The organism is Roseomonas sp. BN140053 (assembly GCF_047690175.1).
GTDB lineage: Bacteria > Pseudomonadota > Alphaproteobacteria > Acetobacterales > Acetobacteraceae > Roseomonas.
In genome coordinates this window covers 362606-383415 of sequence record NZ_JBLLEB010000002.1, presented here as the reverse complement: position 1 = coordinate 383415, position 20810 = coordinate 362606, and the positions used below count along the sequence as shown (strand labels likewise).

The following is a 20810-nucleotide window of genomic DNA, read 5'->3' as shown; positions in this document are numbered from 1 at the left end:
CCCCTTCTATTTTCGGGAGTCTGCGGCTGCGCCCGTGGCGGCCGTCGCTCTTTTACTCCTGAAAAAAGGAGGGGGTCCGGGGGAGTTCACTCCCCCGGCCTTATTCCGCCGCCACCACGCTCACATGCGCCGACACCACCCGCCAGCCTTCGGGAAAGCGCACCCAGGTCTGGCTCTGCCGCCCCACCTTTCCCGGCGCCGTGTCGCGCGTGAACATGGTGTTGGCGGTCGCGAGGTCGCGGCCGTAGGTGGTGATGGCCGTGCGCTGCAGCGTCCGCGCCAGGCCCACGGACGGCCGCGCCCGGCGAAAGGCGCGGATCTCCTCCATGCCGTAGAGGTTCTCCGCGGCGCCGTAGCGGATGGTTTCCGGCGCGTCGCGGAACAGCTCCTCCAGCACGGGCACGTCGTTGGTCACCAGGGCAGTCTCGTAGCGGGCGAAGGCGGCCTCCACTTCGGCCACGATCTCGGGAATGTTGATCTGCACGGGGTTCTCCTCGGTGTCCGATGGCGGGAGCACGCGGTATGCCACGCCCCGGCGCGGCGGGCGCGCCCCGGCCGCGACGCGGCGGCGCGCACCGCCGGAAACACGGGCAGGAGAACACGAGGCATGCGGCTCTATCGGCTTCCCAAGAGTGGCGCGATCGAGGACCTGACCCTGGCGGAAGTGGAGCAGCCCCGCCCCGCCCGTGGGCAGGTGCTGGTGCGGATGCGCGCGGCCTCGCTGAACTACCGCGACCTGATGGTGGTCACCGGCCGCTACGGCGGCGGCGGGGTGAAGCCCGGGCTGGTGCCGCTCTCGGACGGGGCGGGCGAGGTGGTGGAGGTCGGCGCCGACGTGTCGCGCGTGGCGGTGGGCGACCGCGTGGCCGGGACCTTCATGCAGAACTGGATCGCCGGCGGCGTGGCCGAGGAGCACAACGGCACCGCCCTGGGCGGCGCGGTGGACGGCGTGCTGGCGGAATACGTGCTGTTCGAGCAGGACGGGCTGGTCCGCCTGCCCGAACACCTCAGCTTCGAGGAAGGCGCCTGCCTGCCCTGCGCCGGGGTGACGGCCTGGAACGCGCTGAACACCGAACGTCCGGTGGGGCCCGGTCAGACCGTGCTGCTGCTGGGCACGGGGGGCGTTTCCATCTTCGGGCTGCAATTCGCCCGCGCGGCGGGGGCGCGGGTGATCATCACCTCTTCCTCCGACGAGAAGCTGGCGCGGGCGAAGGAACTGGGCGCCGATGCCGGAGTGAACTACCGCGCGCACCCGGACTGGGAAGCGCAGGTGCTGGCACTGACCGACGGGCGCGGGGTGGACCACGTGGTGGAGGTGGGCGGGGCCGGCACGCTGCCGAAATCCATCCTGTCCACCCGCGTCGGCGGTTCCGTCCACCTGATCGGGGTGCTGACGCAGGGGCAGATCAACCCCAGTCTGATCATGCGCCGCCGCGCGGTGCTGCGCGGCATCTATGTCGGCTCGCGCGAGATGTTCGAGGCGATGAACCGCGCCATCGCCTTCCACGGCATCCGCCCGGTGATCGATCGGGTCTTCTCTTTCGCGGAGACCCTGGACGCCTTCCGTCACCTTCAGGGGCAGTCGCACCTGGGCAAGGTGGTGATCCGGATCGGCTGAGGCCCGGCGCCGGTCGCGTCAGAGCGCCGCGACCGGCGCCCGCGCCACGCCGTCCCGTTCCAGCTGGCGCGCCACCCGCAGCGCCACGTCTTCCCGCCAGGGCGCCGCGATCACCTGCACGCCCAGCGGCAGCCCGCCGTCGAGCCAGACCGGCACCGCCGCCACGGGCAGGCCGATAAAGGAGATCGGCTGGGTGAAGACGCCCAGGTTGGGGCGGACGGGTAGGGTGACCCCGTCCAGCACGAAGCTCGCCTGTCCCAGGGCCGGGGCGCGGCAGGGGGTGGAAGGGGCGAGGATCACGTCGACCGAGTCGAACAGCGCCAGCACCCGCTCGCGATACCACCGGCGGAAGCGCTGCGCCGCCTGCACCCAGGCCGCGGGGATCGTGGCGCCGGCGATCAGGCGGTCGCGCGTGGCAGGGTCGAAATCCCCCGGGCGGCGTTGCAGCCGCGCCAAGTGCAGCGCCGCGCCCTCGGCAGCGGTGATCGTGAAGGCGGCGGCGCGGGCGCGGTGCGCTTCGGGCAGTTCCACCCGCGCCGTGGCGCCCAGGGCCTCCGCCACCCTGGCCACGGCGGCGAAGACCTCCGGGTCGCCGTTGCGGGCGAAGTGGCCGCCTGCCACGGCGATGCGCAGGCCGGCGATGCCTGCCTCCAGGCTGGGCAGCACCGGCTCGGGCGCGCGGTCGGCCAGGACGGGGTCCTCGGGGTCGGGGCCCTGCAGGGCGTCATAGGCCAGCGCGAGGTCCGTCACCCCGCGCGCGAAGGGCCCGAGGTGGTCGAGGCTGTCCACGAAGGGAAAGGTTCCGGCGCGGCTGAGCCGCCCATAGGTGGGCTTCAGCCCGAAGATGCCGCACAGCGCCGCGGGCACGCGGATGGAACCGTTGGTGTCGGAACCCAGCGCGATCGGCACCAGCCCTGCCGCCACCGCCGCCGCCGAGCCGCCGGAGGAGCCGCCGCTCATGTGGCCGAGGTCGTGCGGGTTGCGCGAGGGCCCGTCATGGGCGTTCTCGCCGGTGAAGTCGTAGGCGTATTCGCCCATGTTCAGCGCGCCGACGAGGATCGCTCCCGCGCCTTCCAGCCGCCGGATCAGGGCGGCGTCGCGCGCCGCGGGCGGGCGTTCCCGGTTGATGCGCGACCCCGCGCGGGTCGGTAGCCCCGCCACGTCGAACAGGTTCTTCACCGCGAAGGGCACGCCGGCCAGGGGGCCGGTCGCCTCGCCGGCCGCGTGACGGGCATCGAGGGCTCCGGCGGTGGCGAGGGCGCGGCTGGCGAGGAGGTCGGTGAAGGCGTTGGTGCGGCCGTCGATGGCGGCGATGCGGTCCAGCGTTGCCGCGGTGGCGGCGCGGGCGGTGATGGTGCCCGCGGCGATCCCGGCCGCGAGGGCGGCGGCACTCCCGGTATTCATGCGCGGAACACCGGGGCCGCGGCGGCCTCCTCGTCCAGCGGGAAGTCCAGCACCAGCGCGGCGGCGTTGCGGATGCCGCGGAGGTTGGCCAGCGCCTCAGCCCGCCAGGACGGGTCCATCGGGATGCCGGCCAGGGCCACCGCCGCGTCCAGATAGGCGGCGAGCGTCTCCTCCTCCGGGGAAGGCGGGATGGGGGCGGGACCGCTCACCGGCGCACCGGCGCAGCGGGGAAGGGGCATGGCCGGAATGCGCCGCGGGGTGCGGCCGGACGGGCGGTGGACGGCCCGGTGCCGCCGGTTCCTGCATCGATGCGCATGATGGCCCTTTTCCCGAACAGTCCGGGCCGGAGCATCCAAGCCGCGTGCCAACCGCCGGGCGGGCGCGGCCCGGGGCCTTCAAACGCTGTCGGCGTAGCGCTCGTAGGCGACCTCGACCGTGGTGATATGGGCCCGCATCTCGCGGGCGGCGGCGTCGCGGTCGCCGCACAGGATGGCAGTCACCACGCGCTCGTGCTCGGCATGCGATTGCGCCAGGCGGCCGAGGGAGCGGAACTGCGCCCGGCGAAAGGGCGACAGGCGCCCGCGCGTCGCCAGGGTGATCTCCGCGAGGTAGTCGTTGCCGCTACCGGCATAGATCGCCTCGTGGAAGCGCTCGTTGCCCTCGTGGTAGGATTGCGGGTCGCCGCCCCGCACCAGCGCGGCGAGGCTCTCGTGCAGCGCTAGCAGTTCCTGCCGTTCCGCCGGGCGCATGGTGGTGGCGCAAAGCCCGGCGCAAAGGGCTTCCAGCTCCGCCATCACGTCGAACATGCCGCGCAGCTGTTGCAGCGATGGACGCGCCACCAGCGCGCTGCGGTGGGAGCGGGTCTGCACCAGGCCGGAGGCGGCGAGGTCGCGCAACGCCTCGCGCACCGGCGTGCGGGACACGCCGAAGCGCCGGGCGAGCTCCACCTCCTCCAGCGGCGTGCCCGGCGCCAGCGCGCCGCGCAGGATCTCGTCCGCGATGGTGGCCCGCAGCTTCCCGGTCCGGGTCGCGGCGGGGCCGGTGCGGCAGGTGGTCTCGGCGGCCATGCTGGGCAGCAGGTAGCCCCGATCCGCCGGCGCGGCCACCCGCGCGGCCCGCTCAGCCCTTCAGGCCGGACATGTTGATGCCGCGGACGTAGTAGCGCTGCAGCAGCAGGAACAGGATCAGCACCGGCGCCGTGCTGACCGCGATGGCCGCCTGCTGCAGGGATTGCTGGCCCACGTCGTCGAAGGCGTTGCGCAGCAGGTAGATGCCCACCGGCACGGTTTGCAGCGCCGGTGCCGCGCGGGTTACCGTCATGGTCCAGATGATCTCGTTCCACTGGTAGATGAAGACGAAGATCCCCAGCGTCGCCAGGGCCGGCTTGGCCAGCGGCAGCACGATGCGGAACAGGATGCGCAGTTCCGAGGCACCGTCGATGCGGGCGGCGTCCAGCAGCTCGTCGGGGATGGTCAGCATGAACTGGCGCATCAGGAAGATGCCGTACCAGGACACCGCGAAGGGCAGGATCAGCGCGACGTAGCTGCCCAGGAACCCGCTGCCGCCCTGGCCGAACAGGTCGTTGCCGCCGACCAGCGGCCAGTAGCGGATCAGCAGGAAGATCGGGATCACCAGCAGGAAGAAGGGCACGATCTGCGCCGCCAGCACCACGCGCAGCAGCGCCTCGCGCCCGGGGAAGCGGTACTTGGCCAGGGCGAAGCCGGCCATGGAGCTGGTCAGCAGCTGGATCGCGGTGATGGACACCGTGACCAGGGCGGAATTGCCGAGCCAGAGCAGCATCGGCAGTTCCGTGAAGACCCGGCGGAAGTTGGTCCAGGCGGGGTCGCCGGGCCAATAGGCCGGGGGCCGGGCCAGCAGCTCCGCGGGGGTGCGCAGTGCGCCGATCACCGTGTCGGCGAAGGGCAGCAGCATCGCCACTGCGCCCAGGGTGAGCAGGGCATAGCGCAGCGCAGCCCCCAGCGAGCCGCGCCAGGACCGGCCGCGCCGCCGGCGACGCGGCGCAGCGGCCGCGGATCGCCCGCTAATGCGCATCCAGCCCACCCCGGCGCAGCACCCGCACCTGCAGCAGCGTCAGCAGCAGCACCAGCACGAACAGGATCAGCGCCGCCGCCGAGGCGCGGCCCATGCGCAGGTGCTCGAAGGCCATCTGGTAGATGTAGAGGGCGGACACGTTGGTGCTGCCTTCCGGCCCGCCGGCGGTGAGCAGCAGGATCAGCGCGAAGGTGCCCAGGCCGCTGATCAACCCGGTGACGCTGGCGAAGAGCAGCGTCGGGCGCAGCAGCGGCAGGGTGACGTGGCGCAGGATGCGCCAGGGGCCCGCGCCATCCAGCCGCGCGGCCTCGTAAAGGCTCTCGTCGATGCTTTCCAGCCCGGCGGCGAAGAGCAGGATGTTGTGCCCCAACCCCATCCACACCGAGACCGCCACCACGGAGATCATGGCCGTCGTCGGCGAGCCCAGCCATTCCGGCCCGCCCAGCCCGACGAGTTCGAGCAGGCGGTTGAGCAGCCCGTAGGATGGGTCCAGCACGAAGCGCCAGGCATAGGCGACGGCGACGACGTTGGTGACCATCGGCAGCCAGAAGATCACCCGCCAGTACGCCTTGCCGCGGCTGAGCGAGATGGCCCAGGCCACCAGCAGGGCCAGGGGGATGCCCACCACCGCGCCGCCGATCGCGAACACGAAGGTGTTCAGCAGCGTGCGGTAGAAGGTCGGGTCGATGCTCAGCAGGTAGGTGTAGTTGCGCCACCCCACCCAGCGGGGCGCCGAGAGCAGGTTCCAATCCGTGAAGGACAGGATCAGCGAAACGCCCACCGGCAACAGGTAGAACAGCACCCCGGGAACCAGCGCGGGCGCGAGGAACAGGTAGGGCGCGAAGCGCGGCCCGAAGTTCCGGCGCCGCCGGCGGCGGGGCAGGCCCACCGTTCCCGTTGCGGGGCGGGAAGCGACAGCGCCCGGCCAGGCTTCGCCCGTGCCGGCGGGAACGCCCGGCGGCGTCACGGGGCGGCCCGCAGCCTCCTAGCGCTCATCCGCCAGCAGCGGCGCGATCTCCCGGTCCGCCTGGCGCAGCGCCTGGGCGGGGGTCAGCGCGCCGCTCCAGGCCTTCTCGATGGCGTTGCGCAGCTGCTGCTGGATTTCCGTCATGCGGATCAGGTTGGGCGCCGCCACCGTATGGCCGGAAGCGATGGCCTCGACATAGGGGCGGGTGAAATCGTCGCCCAGGTCGCTGGCGGAGGCGGCGATGTCGGCCTTGTTGCCGGTCAGCCCGCCCATCCGCACCAGCATCTCCCCGGTGCAGGAGCGCTGCCCGGCGGCGCGCGGCGTGTTCAGCCAGCGCAGCAATTCCCAGGCGGCTTCCTTGTTGCGGCTGCGCGCGTCCACGCCCCAGGAAAAGGAATACTGGAAGGTCCGCCAGTCCGCCGCAGCCGTGGGGATCGGGGCGACGCCCACCGTGTCGGCGAAGCGGTCGCCGAAGCCCTGGCGCAGCGTGTCCTTGAACCAGTTGGCGATGATCGCCATGCCCACCGTGCCGCTGGGGAAGTCGCGCACCTGGACGGCGTTGCTGGTGGCGCCGTCGGTGAACAGGCGGGCCATGCCCGACAGCACCGCCTCCGCTTCCGGCCGCGCCAGGTTGGTGCCGCGGGCGCCGTCCTGGAACGGGCTGACGCCCTGCGACAGCATCAGCGAGAAGAAGGGGTGCACGGCATTGGCCACGGTGGGGCCGAAGGCGTAGCCGGCGGTGGTGATGTTGCCCTGGGCGTTGCGGCGCGTGATCTTGCCGGCCATCTCGCGCAGCTCGTCCCAGGTGCGCGGCGGTGCGTCATAGCCGGCCTGGCGCAGCAGCGCCTTGTTGTAGACCAGCATGTAGGTGCTGATCTCCGCCGGGATGCCCCAGACCTGCCCGCGCGCGCGGACGCCTTCCACCGTGCTGGGGACGTAGTTCTCCTCGATGAAATCCAGGATCGGCCGCGGCGGCACGTCCAGCAGCCCGGCTTCCGTCATCTGCCCGGACCATTGGGCATAGACGCTGTAGATGTCCGGCGAGGTGCCGCCGAGCCGTGCCGTCATTACCGTTTGCAGGAAATCGGCGATGGCCGATTGCTGGTACACGATGCGGATGCCGGGGTTCAGCCGCTCGTACTCGCGGTAGCAGGCCTCCAGGGGTCGCATCTGGTCGGCAGTGTAGTGCGCCGCCACGGTGATCGTGCGCCCCTGCGCCCGCGCGGGGCTGGCCGTGGCCGACAGGGTGGCCAGGGCGACCATGGCCAGGCCGGCCGCCGCTGTTCCGCGCAGTGCCATGTCTCGACGTCCTTTTCTGCCCGCCCCGAACCGGCCGTGCACGCCGCACGCCGCGCTTCGCGACTCCCCCGCCCGCATACTGCCCGTGGCCCGCCGCACCACCAAACGGCGCCGCGCCGGGCCACCCCGGGGTCCTGCGAAGCCGAGTAGATCGGCGCGAAGCTCGGTCCGGCAAGGGCGGCGCTTGGCCGGCCGAATGCGCCGGGCTGCGGCCCGGGCCCGGGCGCGGGGTCGGGGGGCGCCGGTAGCGGGCGGTTAACGCGGCCGCGCCTAGGGTGGTCCGATCGGGTCCGGCTCCCTGAACCCCCGGCCCCGCACAGGTCCGCGACGCCCATGTCTTCTCCCCACAGCCGCAGGATGCTGCTGGCCACCCTCGGCGCGCTGCCGGGGCTGGGCTTCCAACGGACGGGCCGGGCCCAGCCGGCGACGCTGCCCACCCGCATCGTCGGAGCTTTCGACACGCTGTTCGCCGGCCCGCACGAGGGACGCCGCGCGGTGCACGGCAACGGCCTGCTGGTGTCCGGCGGCTTCACGCCCGCGCCCGATGCCGCGAACTGGTGGCGCGCCCCGCACCTGCGCGGCGGAGAGGTGCCGGTACTGGTGCGCTTTTCCTGCTTCGCCGCGGTGCCGGGCCTGCCCGAGAACGACCCCGCCGCCAGCCCACGCGGCATGGCCGTCCGGTTCCTGCTGCCCGATGCCGAAGCCGACATCGTCGCGCATTCCTTCAACGGCTTTCCCGCCGCCACGCCGGAGGAGTTTCTGGGCTTTCTCGGCGCCCTGGCCTCCGGGCCGGCTGGGCTGGAGGCCTTTGCCACCGCCCATCCCGCCGCGCGGAACTTCCTCGACACGCCGAAGCCTGCCCCGGTCAGCTACGCCACGGAGGAGTTCTTCGGCGTCAGTGCCCTCCGCTTCATCGGCGCGGACGGCGTGCGGCGGGCCGGGCGATACCGGCTGGTTCCGGCGGCGGGCAAGGCGCATCTGGATGCCGCCGCCGCTGCGCTGGAAGCGCCGGACTTCCTGTCGCGCGAGCTGCCGCCGCGGATGGCGCGCGGGGAGGCCGATTTCCGCCTCCTGCTGCAGCTGGCCGGCCCGGGCGACCGCACCGATGACGGCACGCGGCCCTGGCCCGAGGACCGCCCCCTGGTGGAGCTCGGCCGCCTGCGGCTGCGGGACATGGTGCCGGATGGGGAAGCGCGGCAGCGGCAGCTGCTGTTCACGCCGCTGAACCTGGTGGACGGGATCGAGCCGGGCGACGACCCCATGCTGCTGGCACGCACCCGCGCCTACCGGGTGTCGGCGGAGCGCCGCCTGGCGCCGGAGGCACGCTGATGCCCGACGCTCCCCTCGGCCGCTTCTGGCACTCCCCGGCGGCAACGCTCGGGCTCTTCGCCGCCCTGTTCCTGGGCACGCAGCCCCTGCTGGTCGCCCTCGCCGCCGGGCCGGTCACCGTGTCGCAGCAAGGGCGCAACTTCGGCCAGAGCGCGGTGGAGATCCGCCGGGGCGAAACCGTCCGCTTCCTCAACCAGGATGAGTTCCCGCACCAGATCCTGGTATCCGGCGCCAGCACCGTGCTGCTGGACTCGGACCTGCAATCGCCCGGCGTGGTGCTGGACGTGCCCTTTCCCGAGAGCGGCCTGTTCTCGGTGCAGTGCGGCATCCATCCCCGCATGCGGATGACCGTGCGGGTGCGCTGAGGAGCCGTTCTTCAGGGTCCGGAAAGCTCCCTGCCCCAGCATGGCGGGCGAGGCGTCCGGTCGCCCCCGGCCGGACCGTCCCGTTTGTTGCAGGAAGCACTCCCGGCCATGCCGATCCGCCTGAAGATCCTGCTGGCCTGCCTGGGCCTGACCGCGCTGACCCTGGCCCTGGGCGGCTATACCCGCACCGCGCAGAAGGAGCTCGGGGACGTCGCCATCCGCATCTACGACGACGCCTTCCTGGCCGTCAGCTATCTCCGCTCGGCGCAGAACAACCTGGTCCGGTCGGAGGCCTCCTTTCTGCGCGGCGGCCCCGACAGCGAGGAGGCGCTGGCCGCGGCCCTGCCGGACGTGCTGGAAGACCTGGAGGTCGCCAAGGCGCGCGCGATGTCCGAGGCCGGGCGCCGTTCCACCGCACAGCTGGCGGAGGACGTCACTGAGCTGGCCCGGCAATCCCTGCAGGACCGCGACGCCACCCTGGCGACGCTGAACCGGATCGAGGACCGCTTCCAGACGGCGGTGGAGATCTTCGCCGGCGACGGTTTCCGTTACCGCCGCAGCGTCGGCGAGATCGTGGAGCGTTCGGCGCGGCGGACCTGGTTCGCCATCCTGTTCTCCGTGCTGGTGGCGCTGGTGATCACCGTGGTGCTCACCCGCTCCATCGTGCCGGCGCTGCGGCGCGCGGTGGCCATCGCCGATGCCATCGCGGAAGGGCGGCTGGAGAACCGCATCCCCATACGCGGCGGCGGCGAAACGGGGCAGCTGCTGCGGGCGCTGTCCACCATGCAGAACAGCATCGCCGCCTCGCTGGCCCGCATCCGCGCCCTGATGCGCGAGCAGGAATCCAGCCATGCCGGCAAGATCGCGGCGCAGCACGCACAGCTGGACGCCGCGCTGAACAACATGACCCAGGGCCTGTGCCTGTTCGACGCCAACCGGCAGCTGGTGGTGTCCAATCACCGCTTCGCCGAGATGTTCGGGCCGCCGGCGCCGGGTGCTGCGCCGGAGGCCGTGTTTCCCACGCCGGAACTCGCCAGCCTGCTGATGGGCCGGGGCACCGCGCAGGAGGTGTTCCAGTGCGACCTGCCGGACGGGCGTTCGGTGGCGGTGTCGCGCCAGCCCGTGGCCGGGGGCGGCTGGGTCACCACCTACGAGGACGTGACGGAGCGCCGCCGCGCCGAGGCCAAGCTGTCTTTCATGGCGCATCACGACGCGCTGACCGGCCTGCCCAACCGCGTGATGTTCCGCGAGCACATGGAGCACGCCCTCGGCCGTGCGCGGCGCGGCCACGGGCTGGCGGTGCTGACGCTGGACCTGGACCAGTTCAAGGCCGTGAACGACACGCTCGGCCATTCGGTCGGGGACGGGCTGCTCTGCGCGGTGGCCGGGCGGCTGCTCGGCTGCGTCCGCGACTCCGACCTGGTGGTGCGGCTGGGCGGCGACGAGTTCGCCGTGGTGCAGGAACAGGCGGTGCAGCCGCAGGATGCCGCGGCGCTGGCGCGGCGGCTGATCGAGGCGCTCGCACCGCCTTTCCTGATCGAGGAGCATCAGGTGGTGATCGGCACCAGCATCGGCATCGTCCTGGCGAATGGCGGCGAGGACGGGCCGGATGCGCTGCTGAAATCCGCCGACCTGGCGCTGTACCGGGCCAAGGCGGAAGGGCGGGGCACCTTCCGCTTCTTCGAGGCCGAGATGGACGCCCTGGCCCAGGCGCGACGGAGCCTGGAGCTGGACCTGCGTCGCGCCCTGGTGCTGAACCAGTTCGAGCTGTTCTACCAGCCCCTGGTGGACGCCACCCACAGCGTGATCACCGGCTTCGAGGCGCTGCTGCGCTGGAACCACCCCGAGCGCGGCATGGTGTCGCCCGCCTTGTTCATCCCCCTGGCCGAGGAGATCGGGGTGATCGAGCAGATCGGCGGCTGGGTGCTGCGACGCGCCTGCCAGGACGCGGCGGGCTGGCCGGGCACGCTGAAGGTGGCGGTGAACCTGTCGCCCGTGCAGTTCCGCAACCGCGACCTGGCCAAGGAGGTGACGGCCGTGCTGGCGGCGACGCGCCTGCCGGCCTGCCGGCTGGAGCTGGAGATCACGGAATCCCTGCTGCTGCAGGACAGCGAGGGCGTGCTGGCCATCCTGCATGAGATGCGCGCCCTGGGCGTGCGCATCGCCATGGACGATTTCGGCACCGGCTACTCGTCGCTGAGCTACCTGCGCCGCTTCCCCTTCGACAAGATCAAGATCGACCAGTCCTTTATCCGCGGCCTGGCGGAGAACGAGGATTGCGGCGCCATCGTGCGCGCCGTGATCGGGCTCGGACGCTCGCTCGGCATGGCCGTGAATGCCGAGGGGGTGGAAACCGCCGAGCAGCTGGAAGCCCTGCGGGTCGAGGGTTGCTCGGAGGTGCAGGGCTACTTCTTCAGCAAGCCCCGCCCCGCGGGGGAGATCGCCGGCCTGCTGCAGGGCGGGTTCGGCCCGGGCAGCGCGGACAGCAGCACGGGCGCGGTGCTGGCCGAAGCGTCCTGAGCGGCCTCCGCGCCCCTCGCCGCCGTCAGCCGGCGGGGGCGACGGAGAGGCCGCGCACGCCGTGCCGCTCGATCAGGCTGGCGACGAGGCCGCTGGCCTTCGCCTCGGCCACGAAGTCCTGCAGGAAGGCCGCGCCGGCCGACTTGCCGCGGGCCGTGCCGATGGCCTGCTGCACGGCGGTGAAGCGGCCTTCCAGCACGCGGGCGCCGGGAAGCTTTTCCGCATCGCTGAGCAGGCGCGGGCGCAGGCCGGCCAGGACTTCGAGCTTGCCTTCGGTGAAAGTGTCGAAGGAGGCGTCGATGCTGTTGGCGCGGACCAGGGTGGCGTGGTGGATGTTGCGTTCCAGCCAAAGGTCGTAGGCCGACCGGGCAGCCACGGCGATGCGCGTCCCGGCGCGGTCCACCTCGGCGAGCGTCGTGATGGGGGAACCGGCGGGGACGAGATAGGTGGCCTCGATCTCCGCATAGGCGGCGGTGAAGGCGATGGTTTCGGCCCGCTGCGGTTCGGCGCCGATCAGCCCGATATCCCAGGCATCCCTGTTCGCGTCGTCGGCCAGCTCGCCCGGCCGGGGATAAGGCACGTAGCGGATCGGCACGCCCAGCCGGTCGGCGATGGCGCGCGCCATGTCGGGCGCCACGCCGGCGGGTTCGCCGGCCGGGCCGCGGCCCGTGACCAGCAGGAAGTTGCTCATGTTGATGCCGGCCCGAAGCACACCGTGCGGGGCGAGTTGCGAAAGGACGTCCGGGGACATGCGGCGGCGCTCCGTTGCACGGGGGAGGAATGGTGGCGGGATCAGCGCGGCGCGCTGACCACCACGCCGCGTTCGGCCAGCCCCGCGATCTCCTCCTCCGAGTAGCCGTGCTCGGCCAGCAGGGCGGCGCCGTCGGCGTTGAAGCCGGGCGGTGGGCGGCGGGCGCCGCCGGGGGTGCGGGACAGCTTGATCGGCGTGTTGAGGCCGCGGAACCAGTCCAGCTCCGCCACCATACCGCGGGCGGCGGTGTGGGGCGCCTGCACGGCCTCGTCCACGTGCAGCACGGGGCCGGCGGGGACACCGGCGCGGATCAGGCGGTCGCAGAATTCGTGGCCATCCTCGGCGAGGAGGCGGGCGTCCAGGATGGCTTCCAGCTCGGCGCGGTTCTCCACCCGGTTGCCGTTGGTGCGGAAGCGCGGGTCGTCCGGCAGTCCGGGCAGGTCGAGAAAGGCGCAGAGCTTGCGAAAGGTCGGGTCGTTGCCGCAGGCGATGAAGATCTCGCAGGTCTGGGTGCGGAACTTGCTGTAGGGGCTGATGTTGGGGTGCGGGTTGCCGGTGGCGCGCGGCCGCTTGCCGTTGAGGAAGTGGTTGGCCGCCTGCGGGTGCAGCAGCGCCAAGCCGCAATCGTGCAGGGTCATGTCCAGGTACTGGCCGCGGCCGGAGCGCGCGCGTTCCTGCAGCGCCATCAGGATGCCGATGGCGGAATACAGCCCGGTGGCGAGGTCCACCACGGGGGTGCCCATGCGCACCGTGCCGCTCTCGGCGTCGCCGTTGATGGACATCAGCCCGACCATGGCCTGCACCACCGCGTCGTAGCCGGGCAGCCCGCCCAGCGGCCCTTCGGCGCCGAAGCCGGACACGCGGCAATGCACCAGGCCGGGGAAGCGGGCTTCCAGCGCGGCGTAGCCCAGGCCCCAGCGTTCCATGGTGCCGGGCTTGTAGTTCTCCACCAGCACGTCGGCGCCTTCGAGGAGGCGCAGCAGCACCTCGCGCCCCGCGGGCTGCGTCAGGTCCAGCGCCAGGGCGCGCTTGTTGCGGTTGACGCCCAGGAAGTAGCTGGCGTCCTGGGCGCCGCGCGCGTCGGTGCGGAAGGGCGGGCCCCAGTGGCGGGTCTCGTCGCCCTGCGGCGGCTCGATCTTGATGACCTCGGCGCCGTGGTCGGACAGGATCATAGTGCAGTAGGGGCCGCCCAGCACGCGGGTGAGGTCCACCACCTTCAGCCCCGCCAGCGCGCCGCCGGAGGAAGCGCTGCCGGAGCGGGCGCCGGCAGCGGGCGGGCTGGATGCGGCATCGGTCACGTCGGCACTCTCCCCTGATCGCTCGGTCGGGTTGCCGCTCGCGAGCGGCGCCCGGCCTGTCCGCTCTTCTAGAGGCTGTTGCGGAATTCGCCCAAGCCTGCGGCGTCCGGGGCGGCGGGTTCGCCTTGCTTCCTTACGCTCTTACTTCCTGGCCGGCGACCACCGCGTCAGGCCGTCTTTCGGAAGATAATCCGATAACAACAAGGGCTTGATGGTTAAGCCCGGCCTTGCCTGTGGCAGATTCCGCGTATTCTGCCATTTCGCGCCGCCGCGCCGAGGAGCCATCCCGCCATGCCCGATCCGGCCATTGCCGCCACTGCCACGACGGGCGACGCCGCGCGGTCCCGGTCGACTGCCTTCCGTTCCGGCAGGCGGGAATCGCTCCACCAGGACGGTTCGGCGGGCCACCGCGGATGACGCCGATGGTCCTGGAAGGGGCGCGGCTGCGCCTGCGGCTCTGGCGGGCGGAAGACCGCGTGCCCTTTCTCGCCCTCAACGCCGAACCCGCGGTGCAGCGCTACCTGCGCCCGATGAGCCGCGAGGTGCTGGACGCCATGCTGGACCGCGTGGAGGCCGGCTTCGCCGAGCGGGGCTGGGGCTTCTGGGCGGTGGAGCACCGCGCGGAGGGCCGGCTGATCGGGATGTGCGGCCTGATGCCGGTGATCTTCGAGGCCTTCTTCACCCCGGCGGTGGAGATCGGCTGGCGGCTGGCGTCGCGCTGGCACGGGCAGGGGCTGGCCCGGGAAGCGGCGACCCTGTGCCTGGACGCCGCCTTCGGGCCGCTGGAACTGGACCGGGTGGTGGCCTTCACCGTGCCGGCCAACACGGCCTCCTGGGGGCTGATGCGGCGGCTGGGCATGCGGGAGATCGGCGGGTTCGACCACCCCCGGCTGCCGGAGGGCGACGCGCTACGCCGGCACGTCGCCTACGCCATCACCGCGGTGGAATGGCGGGCGGGGCGCGATCCGGCGGATCGAAGGGGCTGACGTCCAGCACCGCCAGCGCCGCCCAGGCATTGGCCGCCAGGTGGCCGCGCCGGGGATAGCGGAAGGGCACGTCCCCGTTGAAGAAGCCGGTGCTGAGCCAGGGGATGCTGGAAGCCCAGATCCAGCCGTCGCGCCGGCGCTCCCGCCCGAGGGTGGCGAGGAAACGGTCGGCCAGGGCACCGCGCCCGGCGCGGCGCAGCGCCAGCGCCGCCTGGGCCGTGCCTTCCAGCCAGATCCCGTCGCGGTCGTCGTTGAAATCCACCCCGTCCAGCTCCGCCGCCGGAGCGCCGGCGGGCAGGCCGTGGCGCGCCAGCACCCAGTCCAGCGCGGGGGCGAGGTCCGGGCCGGGCCAGAACAGCAGCGGCCACAGGTTGGCATCCACCGCCGAATCGCCGTTCACCGCGCCGGCCGGGTCCAGCCCGGCGGCGAAGCGCCCCTCCGCGGGCAGCCACAGGGCGCGCACCAGCGCCGCCGCGCGGCTCGCCTCGGGCACGCGGCCGAGGCGTTCGAAGGCGACGGCGAGGTCAAGGTTCTGCTCGGTGGAAAGCCAGCCCTGTTTGGCGGGGGTGGGTTCGTGGCCGATCGTGCCGCCGGTGAAGCCGCGGGGATGGGCGGCGTCGCGCGCCACCCAGTCGGCCGCCTGCGCTGCGGCCGCACGAAAGGCGGGGTCGCCCAGCGCACACCAGAGCAGAATGGCGAAGGCCACCGGGCCGGTGGCGGAGCCGGCGGCGTAGCCGTCCTCGATCCAGGTACCGCGCACCGCGTCCCACCAGCCCGGCGGGCGGGCGCTGCGCGGCGCCTCGGCGAAGAGCCGGCCGGCGGCGTAGGCGTTGCGCAGCCGGCCGTCAGTCCAGTGCCGGTCCTGGCCCTGCGCCAGGCGCAGGCCCTCGGCGAGGCGAGCCGCGGCGGGGCGGTCGCCGCCGGCCAGCAGGGCGAGGCCGGCCACGGCGTTGTCGTAGGTATAGGCGACCTCGGCGTGGCTGCGGTCGAAGGCCTCGTCGCCATCGGGGACAAAGGAGCGCAGCAGCCCGGGGCCGCCCAGCGCGTCGGCCGCCGCGCGGATCGGCGCGAGCAGGGTGGCGGCGTCCGGGGTGGCCGCCGCGGCCGGGCGGGGCAGGGCCGGAACGGCGGCGGCGAGGAGCAGGGCGCGGCGGAACAGCGGGGGCACCGGCCCAGGATGCGCGCCCCCGCCGCGCCGGGCCAGCCGCCGCCCGTGGGCCGGTGCGGTCCGGGGCCGCAGGAACGGCCGCGCGGGACGCCCGCCGCGCTCAGCCCGGCTGTTCGGCGGCGTCCGGGGCGGCGGTGGCGCGCTGGCGCTCGCGCAGGAAGATGAACAGCCCGGCGCCCACGATCACTGCCGCGCCCAGCAGGGTGAGGCGGTCCACCACCTCGCCGAAGAAGACGTAGCCGAAGATCAGCGCCCAAACGATCAGCGTGTACTGGTAGGGCACCACCACCGAGGCCGGGGCCAGGCGCAGCGCCGTGTTGACGCAGGCATAGCCGGCCATGGACAGCAGCCCGAGCAGCGCCAGCAGCCCGAGATCGGCGGTGCCCGTCGGGGCCCATTCGCCGCCCAGCACCATGACCGTGCCCAACAGCAGCGCGCCGCAGAGCTGCCCGGTGATCAGCAGCGAGCCGTGCGTGCCGGACAGCTTGCGCGTGGTGACCAGCAGGCAGGCGAAGGAGAAGGAGCCGGTCAGCGCCGCCAGCGCGCCCCAGGACATGCCCTCGGGCGAGGGGTGCAGCGCCAGCACCACGCCGACGAAGCCCACCAGCACGGCGGACCAGCGGCGCCAGCCCACGCGCTCACGCAGCACGAAGGGCGACAGGGCCGTCACGTAGATCGGGCCGGCGAGGTAGTAGGTGATCACCTCGGCCAGCGGCAGGGTGGTGAGGGCGGCATAGAACAGCGCGCTCTCGCCGGTGGAGAACACCACCCGCAGCAGCTGCAGCCGCGGGTGCGGCGCATCCCGCCAGGGCGCCAGCCCGGTGCGCCACAGGATCGGCGCCATCACCAGCAGCGAGGCGATGGAGCGGATGAACAGGATCTGGCCGACGGAGAAGCTGCCCACCAGGAACTTGCCCAGGGCGTCGTTGCCGGCAAACAGCGCGATGCCCAGCAGCATCATGCCGATGCCGCGGGAATAACCGGCCCCGGCGGGGGCGGCAGTGGGCTCGGCGGGCATCGGCGGCAGGACTTTCGGGAACGGGGGCGGCGCCGGCGCGGGGGCGGCACGGCGCGGCAGCGCGGGAAGGGCCGCCCCGCCGGTCGCCGCGGGGCGGTGGATCGCCGGGGGGAGAAGGGCCGGGCCGCCGCCGCGCGCCGCGACGGCGCGGCGGCGTCAGCCCGGCGCGGGGGTCAGCCCAGGCAGCGCTGCAGCAGTTCCGCGCTGCGGCCGTTGGCGATGGTGGCGGCCAGGCCGTTCCAGGAATGCCCGCCCATGCGCGCGAAGGCGTGGTCGGCGCCGGGGTAGGTGTACACCGTGGCCTGCGGGTGGCCGTCCAGCATGGCGCGGATCTTGGCCTGCGCCTCGGGGGGCACGAACTTGTCCTGCTCGGCGACGTGCAGGATCAGCGGCCGGGTGATGCGGCCGGCCGAGCCGAGCAGGTTGTCCAGGCCGACGCCGTAATAGGACACGTTGCAGTCGGCGTCGCTTTCCAGCGCCATCATGGTGGCCAGGCGGCCGCCCAGGCAGAAGCCCATGGTGGCGGCGCGACCGTTGCTGCCGGGCAGGGCGCGCACGGTGTTCAGGGTGGCCAGCAGGTCGGCCACGCCCTTTTCCTGGTCGAAGGCGTTCATCAGCGCGAAGGCCTTCTGCCACTCGGCCTCGGACCCGTCGGAAATGTCGACGCCGGGCTCCTGGCGCCAGAACAGGTCGGGGCTGATCGCGATGAAGCCCATGTCGGCGACCCAGTCGCACAGCGCGCGCATGGCGGCGTTCACGCCGAAGATTTCCTGGATCATCACGACCGCGCCGCGCGGCGCGTCCCCGGCGGGCCGGGCAAGATAGGCGTCGAAGCTGCCGCTGCCGTCGGTGGCCTGGATGCTGATGGTTTCGGCCATGTTGGCGCGCTCCCCGTGGTGGCGGAAGCGCTTCTAGCGCGGCCGGGGCCGTCGCGCAGGGGGGAGGGGGCGGAGAAAGAAAAAGGGCCGGACGCCCCGAAGGACGTCCGGCCCGGAAGCAACCCGGCGTGCGGCCGGGTTCAGACGGCGTAGCGGCGGTCTTCGACGGCGATCACCCGGGTGCCCATGCGGGCCCCGATGATGCTGGCCAGGGCGCCCAGCAGCAGGGCGGCGAAGATCCAGAAGGAGGCCGTGGCGGTGCCGGTGGCGGCGGCATCGGCCGCGGCGCGGGCGCGACGCTCGGCTTCCTGGGCGGTGCGCTGGGCCTGGGCCTCGTAGGCCTGGACGCGCTGCGCGGCTTCCTGCTCGGGGATGCCGGCCTCGGCGGCCACCAGCTGGTTCAGGCGGGTGCGGTCCGGGTCGGACAGGTTGCCGTCGGCGATGCGGCGGCCGACGATGGAGGAGATTTCGGCGCCGCGCTGCTCGGTGGTCATGCGGGCCGGGTCGCTCGGGCCGGACAGGGCGGCACGGGCGCGTTCCACCAGGGCGTTGGTGTCCACCTGCGGCGCGGCGGTGGAAGCGGCGGTGGTGGCGGCGCGGCCCAGGCCGCCCATCACGGAGCTGACGGCGCTGCCGGCGGTGGAAGCGGCGCCGGACACGACGTTGCCCAGCAGCACGGCGGAAACGAGGTAGGCGGTGGCCCAGGTGGACAGGCCGTGCAGGGTGGCGTCGGACCGGTCGCCGGTGCCGCTCAGCCGGGCCGCGACGTAGCCGCCAACCACGAGGCCGATCAGGTTGGCCACCAGCAGCCAGACGCTGGCGCCGATGCCGATGGTGGAGGCATCTGGGGTGGAGCGGTTGGTGGCGTCCACTACGGTGGCGCCGACGGCGAGGCCGAGGATGTTCAGCATGGTGCCGACGGCGATGGCGATCAGCGCGCCGGCGAAGATGGCGCCCCAGGACACGCGGCGGCGCGGGGCCGGTAGGGCTTCGGCGGCGTAGGGCGCGCCGCCCGGCAGGGTGGTGGACATGGCGAGTACTTCCCGGAAAGGTTTCGCGTTCAACGCCGGGTCGGGTGAGCCGTTGCGGTCCGTTGCAGGAGGGCGCGCGCTGTCTCCCATCTGCCACAGGTTTTCCCGGCGCTTTGCCGCGACAGGACCCTGAAACGAAAGAAGGCCCCAGGGCGCGAGCCCCGGAGCCTTCACATTGCGTGGGCCGTTATCCGGCCCGCGTAAACCTTAGAACCCCGCCCCGACAATGGCGTGAGCAGCGATCCAGGTTGCGGGCACGGCACCCGGCTTAAGGCAATGAGACACTGGATCACCTCCTTTCAGTTGTTGATGCCGTCCAAGTGGCGACGCCGCGGCGCCGCCACAAGGGGTGCGCGTCACATCTGGGCGTAGGAACCGTCGCGCCAAACGTAGAAGACGTAGTCCGGCACGGTGACGTCGCCCTTGCTGTTGAAGGAGATGTCGCCCAGCACGCAGGGGAAGGGACCGCCGGACTTCAGGGTCTGCGCCACCCGGCGCGGGTCTGCGCTGCCCACCTTGGCCGCGGCCGCCGCCCAGATCTGCACCGCGGCATAGGTGTAGAGGACGTAGCCCTCGGGGTCGACGTTGCGGGCGCGGAATTTGGCCACCACCTCGGCCGCCGTGGGGCGCTTGCGCGGGTCGGACGCGAAGGTCATCAGCGTGCCCTGGCCGGCGGCGCCGGTGATCTGCCAGAATTCGTTGGTCACCAGCGCGTCGCCGCCGATCAGGGTGACCTGCATCCCCTGTTCCTTGGCCTGGCGCAGGATCAGCCCGGCTTCCGTGTGGTAGCCGCCCACGTACATCACGCCGACATTGGCCGACTTCAGCCGCGACACCAGCGCGTTGTAGTCGCGCTCGCCGGGGGTGTAGGCGGCGTAGACGGCTTCGGTGACGCCGGCGGCGTTGAGCGCCTTCTTGGTCTCGTCCGCCAGGCCTTTGCCGTAGGCGGAGTTGTCGTGGAGGATCGCGACCGGCTGGCCCTTGAAGGTGTCGGCGATGTACTTGCCGGCCACCGCGCCCTGCTGGTCGTCGCGGCCGCAGGTGCGGAAGGTGTTCCAGCCGCCGGCATCGGTGAAGACCGGGTTGGTGGAGGCGGGGCTGATCTGCAGCACGCCTTCCTCGCCGTAGACCTTGCTGGCGGGGATGGAGGAGCCGGAGCAGAAATGGCCCGCCACCAGCCGGACCTGCCGGCCCGCGAGCTGGTTGGCCACCGACACCGCCTGGCGCGGGTCGCAGGCATCGTCGCCCACCTCCAGCGCCAGCTGCTGGCCCAGCACGCCGCCGGCGGCGTTGAGGTCGGCCACCACCTGGGTCGCGCCCTCGCGCATCTGGGCGCCGAAGGCCGCGTACTGGCCGGTCATCGGCCCCGCGGTGGCGATGCGCAGCGGGCCGGACTGGGCGAAGCCGCCGCGGGCGCCGAGGAGGGCGGGCGCGGCGAGGGTCGCGCCCAGCAGGGTGCGTCGGTTCACGAGGGTCATCGGCTTGCCTCTTCTGCTGCGGCCGGTGGCTCCGAGCCGTCGCGCGGAGCCTAGTGCGACGGCGCCGCCGCCGCCAAGCGGTTCACGAGCGCGGGAGCAACGATCCGGGGCGGCCGGCGTTGGCCCAGGGTGCCGGAGCTTCCGTCTTCCATTGCCGAGGTGCTGGACCACCGCGGCGCGCAGGAGCGCGTTTGGCGTGCCTCGCGCATCGCCTGGGTGGGTATGGCGGTGGCGCTGGCCCTGGCGGCGGCGGGGCTGTTCGGCGACGGGCCGCTGTCGCATCGTGACATCCGCGCGGGCGACGGCAGCCTGCGGCTGGAATACGAGCGCTTCCAGCGCACCGGCGGCACCACGGTGCTGGTGCTGCACGCCGCGGCGCGGGACGCCAAGGGGGAGCAGCGGATCTGCCTCGGCCGCGACCTGCTGGACGAATGGCAGCTGGTGCGGCTGGAACCCGATTCGGCGCGGCAGGTGATCACCCCCGAGGGGATGTGCCTGGACCTCCTGGCCGAGGCCGGGGCGCAGCCGCCGCCGATCCGTGCCTGGGTGCAGCCGCGCGCCATGACCTTCGGGGCGCGCGGGACGCTGCGGGCCGGGGACGGCGCGCCGCTGGTGATGCGGGCCTGGGTATGGCCGTGACGCGCCGGC

General features: G+C 72.8%; 20 protein-coding genes. 6 read left to right on the top strand and 14 right to left on the bottom strand.

Going from position 1 to position 20810, the window contains the following annotated elements; all coding sequences use genetic code 11:
- Positions 1-100 precede the first annotated feature (100 nt).
- On the bottom strand, positions 101-517 hold the full coding sequence (gene hpxZ / locus ACLIBK_RS03895; protein WP_415385909.1) for an oxalurate catabolism protein HpxZ: 417 nt from the start codon (positions 515-517) through the stop codon (positions 101-103).
- A gap of 90 nt (positions 518-607) precedes the next feature.
- On the opposite strand from hpxZ, the gene ACLIBK_RS03890 reads away from it, so the two are divergent.
- Positions 608-1618 carry a zinc-dependent alcohol dehydrogenase family protein gene (locus tag ACLIBK_RS03890; RefSeq protein ID WP_415385908.1) on the top strand — a complete coding sequence of 337 codons (1011 nt, stop codon included), beginning with the start codon at positions 608-610 and terminating at the stop codon, positions 1616-1618.
- Positions 1619-1636: 18 nt separating this feature from the next.
- Here ACLIBK_RS03890 and ACLIBK_RS03885 read toward each other — a convergent pair whose 3' ends face one another.
- The 6 genes from ACLIBK_RS03885 to ACLIBK_RS03860 form a co-directional block, all read right to left on the bottom strand.
- A complete protein-coding gene (locus ACLIBK_RS03885) occupies positions 1637-3022 on the bottom strand; it encodes an AtzE family amidohydrolase (protein ID WP_415385907.1) in 1386 nt (461 codons plus the stop codon).
- Positions 3019-3231, bottom strand: coding sequence for a DUF4089 domain-containing protein (locus ACLIBK_RS03880; protein ID WP_415385906.1), 213 nt, complete (start codon positions 3229-3231; stop codon positions 3019-3021). Before ACLIBK_RS03880 ends, ACLIBK_RS03885 begins: the two co-directional genes overlap by 4 nt.
- A gap of 186 nt (positions 3232-3417) precedes the next feature.
- Positions 3418-4128, bottom strand: a complete 711-nt coding sequence (locus tag ACLIBK_RS03875) for a GntR family transcriptional regulator (protein ID WP_415385905.1) — start codon at positions 4126-4128, stop codon at positions 3418-3420.
- 13 nt (positions 4129-4141) lie between these two features.
- Positions 4142-5074: a carbohydrate ABC transporter permease gene (locus ACLIBK_RS03870; protein WP_415385904.1), complete on the bottom strand. Its 933-nt coding sequence runs from the start codon at positions 5072-5074 to the stop codon at positions 4142-4144.
- Positions 5064-6041 (bottom strand): carbohydrate ABC transporter permease, encoded by a 978-nt coding sequence (locus ACLIBK_RS03865; RefSeq protein ID WP_415385903.1) that lies wholly within the window; start codon positions 6039-6041, stop codon positions 5064-5066. The genes ACLIBK_RS03870 and ACLIBK_RS03865 overlap by 11 nt, the downstream gene beginning before the upstream one ends.
- Positions 6042-6059: 18 nt before the next feature.
- Positions 6060-7340 (bottom strand): extracellular solute-binding protein, encoded by a 1281-nt coding sequence (locus ACLIBK_RS03860; RefSeq protein ID WP_415385902.1) that lies wholly within the window; start codon positions 7338-7340, stop codon positions 6060-6062.
- Positions 7341-7673: 333 nt separating this feature from the next.
- Here ACLIBK_RS03860 and ACLIBK_RS03855 point away from each other — a divergent pair, with 333 nt between their 5' ends.
- From ACLIBK_RS03855 to ACLIBK_RS03845, 3 genes are all read left to right on the top strand, one after another.
- Positions 7674-8669: a catalase family peroxidase gene (locus ACLIBK_RS03855; RefSeq protein WP_415385901.1), complete on the top strand. Its 996-nt coding sequence runs from the start codon at positions 7674-7676 to the stop codon at positions 8667-8669.
- A complete protein-coding gene (locus ACLIBK_RS03850) occupies positions 8669-9034 on the top strand; it encodes a hypothetical protein (protein WP_415385900.1) in 366 nt (121 codons plus the stop codon). Before ACLIBK_RS03855 ends, ACLIBK_RS03850 begins: the two co-directional genes overlap by 1 nt.
- A 108-nt stretch (positions 9035-9142) precedes the next feature.
- Positions 9143-11554, top strand: a complete 2412-nt coding sequence (locus tag ACLIBK_RS03845) for a putative bifunctional diguanylate cyclase/phosphodiesterase (RefSeq protein WP_415385899.1) — start codon at positions 9143-9145, stop codon at positions 11552-11554.
- A gap of 25 nt (positions 11555-11579) precedes the next feature.
- Here the strand turns inward: ACLIBK_RS03845 and ACLIBK_RS03840 are convergent, their stop codons facing one another.
- Positions 11580-12305, bottom strand: coding sequence for an ABC transporter substrate-binding protein (locus ACLIBK_RS03840; RefSeq protein WP_415385898.1), 726 nt, complete (start codon positions 12303-12305; stop codon positions 11580-11582).
- Between the two features lie 41 nt (positions 12306-12346).
- The gene (locus tag ACLIBK_RS03835; protein ID WP_415385897.1) at positions 12347-13603 is read right to left on the bottom strand and encodes a CaiB/BaiF CoA transferase family protein; all 1257 of its coding nucleotides are present in this window, start codon (positions 13601-13603) and stop codon (positions 12347-12349) included.
- A gap of 413 nt (positions 13604-14016) precedes the next feature.
- On the opposite strand from ACLIBK_RS03835, the gene ACLIBK_RS03830 reads away from it, so the two are divergent.
- Complete coding sequence (locus ACLIBK_RS03830; protein ID WP_415385896.1) at positions 14017-14589, top strand: GNAT family N-acetyltransferase; 573 nt, start codon at positions 14017-14019, stop codon at positions 14587-14589.
- Here the strand turns inward: ACLIBK_RS03830 and ACLIBK_RS03825 are convergent.
- The 5 genes from ACLIBK_RS03825 to ACLIBK_RS03805 all read right to left on the bottom strand — a co-directional run bounded on the left by ACLIBK_RS03825 (position 14537) and on the right by ACLIBK_RS03805 (position 20162).
- Entirely contained in the window at positions 14537-15757 is a 1221-nt protein-coding gene (locus ACLIBK_RS03825; RefSeq protein WP_415385895.1) for a hypothetical protein, read from the bottom strand. The genes ACLIBK_RS03830 and ACLIBK_RS03825 overlap by 53 nt on opposite strands.
- A 100-nt stretch (positions 15758-15857) precedes the next feature.
- Positions 15858-16775 (bottom strand): DMT family transporter, encoded by a 918-nt coding sequence (locus tag ACLIBK_RS03820; protein ID WP_415385894.1) that lies wholly within the window; start codon positions 16773-16775, stop codon positions 15858-15860.
- 173 nt (positions 16776-16948) lie between these two features.
- Positions 16949-17653, bottom strand: a complete 705-nt coding sequence (locus ACLIBK_RS03815; protein ID WP_415385893.1) for a dienelactone hydrolase family protein — start codon at positions 17651-17653, stop codon at positions 16949-16951.
- Between the two features lie 140 nt (positions 17654-17793).
- Entirely contained in the window at positions 17794-18684 is an 891-nt protein-coding gene (locus ACLIBK_RS03810) for a hypothetical protein (RefSeq protein WP_415385892.1), read from the bottom strand.
- A gap of 356 nt (positions 18685-19040) precedes the next feature.
- Positions 19041-20162 (bottom strand): branched-chain amino acid ABC transporter substrate-binding protein, encoded by a 1122-nt coding sequence (locus ACLIBK_RS03805; protein ID WP_415385891.1) that lies wholly within the window; start codon positions 20160-20162, stop codon positions 19041-19043.
- 129 nt (positions 20163-20291) lie between these two features.
- On the opposite strand from ACLIBK_RS03805, the gene ACLIBK_RS03800 reads away from it, so the two are divergent.
- A complete protein-coding gene (locus ACLIBK_RS03800) occupies positions 20292-20801 on the top strand; it encodes a hypothetical protein (RefSeq protein WP_415385890.1) in 510 nt (169 codons plus the stop codon).
- Positions 20802-20810 lie beyond the last annotated feature (9 nt).

Excerpts from the sequence above, each read along its gene's own strand:
- ACLIBK_RS03890 (WP_415385908.1), top strand. The coding sequence starts at position 608 with ATGCGGCTCTATCGGCTTCCCAAGAGTGGCGCGATCGAGGACCTGACC.
- ACLIBK_RS03820 (WP_415385894.1), bottom strand. The coding sequence starts at position 16,775 with ATGCCCGCCGAGCCCACTGCCGCCCCCGCCGGGGCCGGTTATTCCCGC.
- ACLIBK_RS03860 (WP_415385902.1), bottom strand. The coding sequence starts at position 7,340 with ATGGCACTGCGCGGAACAGCGGCGGCCGGCCTGGCCATGGTCGCCCTG.
- ACLIBK_RS03805 (WP_415385891.1), bottom strand. The coding sequence starts at position 20,162 with ATGACCCTCGTGAACCGACGCACCCTGCTGGGCGCGACCCTCGCCGCG.
- ACLIBK_RS03830 (WP_415385896.1), top strand. The coding sequence starts at position 14,017 with ATGACGCCGATGGTCCTGGAAGGGGCGCGGCTGCGCCTGCGGCTCTGG.
- ACLIBK_RS03855 (WP_415385901.1), top strand. The coding sequence starts at position 7,674 with ATGTCTTCTCCCCACAGCCGCAGGATGCTGCTGGCCACCCTCGGCGCG.
- ACLIBK_RS03815 (WP_415385893.1), bottom strand. The coding sequence starts at position 17,653 with ATGGCCGAAACCATCAGCATCCAGGCCACCGACGGCAGCGGCAGCTTC.
- ACLIBK_RS03840 (WP_415385898.1), bottom strand. The coding sequence starts at position 12,305 with ATGTCCCCGGACGTCCTTTCGCAACTCGCCCCGCACGGTGTGCTTCGG.
- ACLIBK_RS03870 (WP_415385904.1), bottom strand. The coding sequence starts at position 5,074 with ATGCGCATTAGCGGGCGATCCGCGGCCGCTGCGCCGCGTCGCCGGCGG.
- ACLIBK_RS03850 (WP_415385900.1), top strand. The coding sequence starts at position 8,669 with ATGCCCGACGCTCCCCTCGGCCGCTTCTGGCACTCCCCGGCGGCAACG.
- ACLIBK_RS03885 (WP_415385907.1), bottom strand. The coding sequence starts at position 3,022 with ATGAATACCGGGAGTGCCGCCGCCCTCGCGGCCGGGATCGCCGCGGGC.
- ACLIBK_RS03810 (WP_415385892.1), bottom strand. The coding sequence starts at position 18,684 with ATGTCCACCACCCTGCCGGGCGGCGCGCCCTACGCCGCCGAAGCCCTA.
- ACLIBK_RS03845 (WP_415385899.1), top strand. The coding sequence starts at position 9,143 with ATGCCGATCCGCCTGAAGATCCTGCTGGCCTGCCTGGGCCTGACCGCG.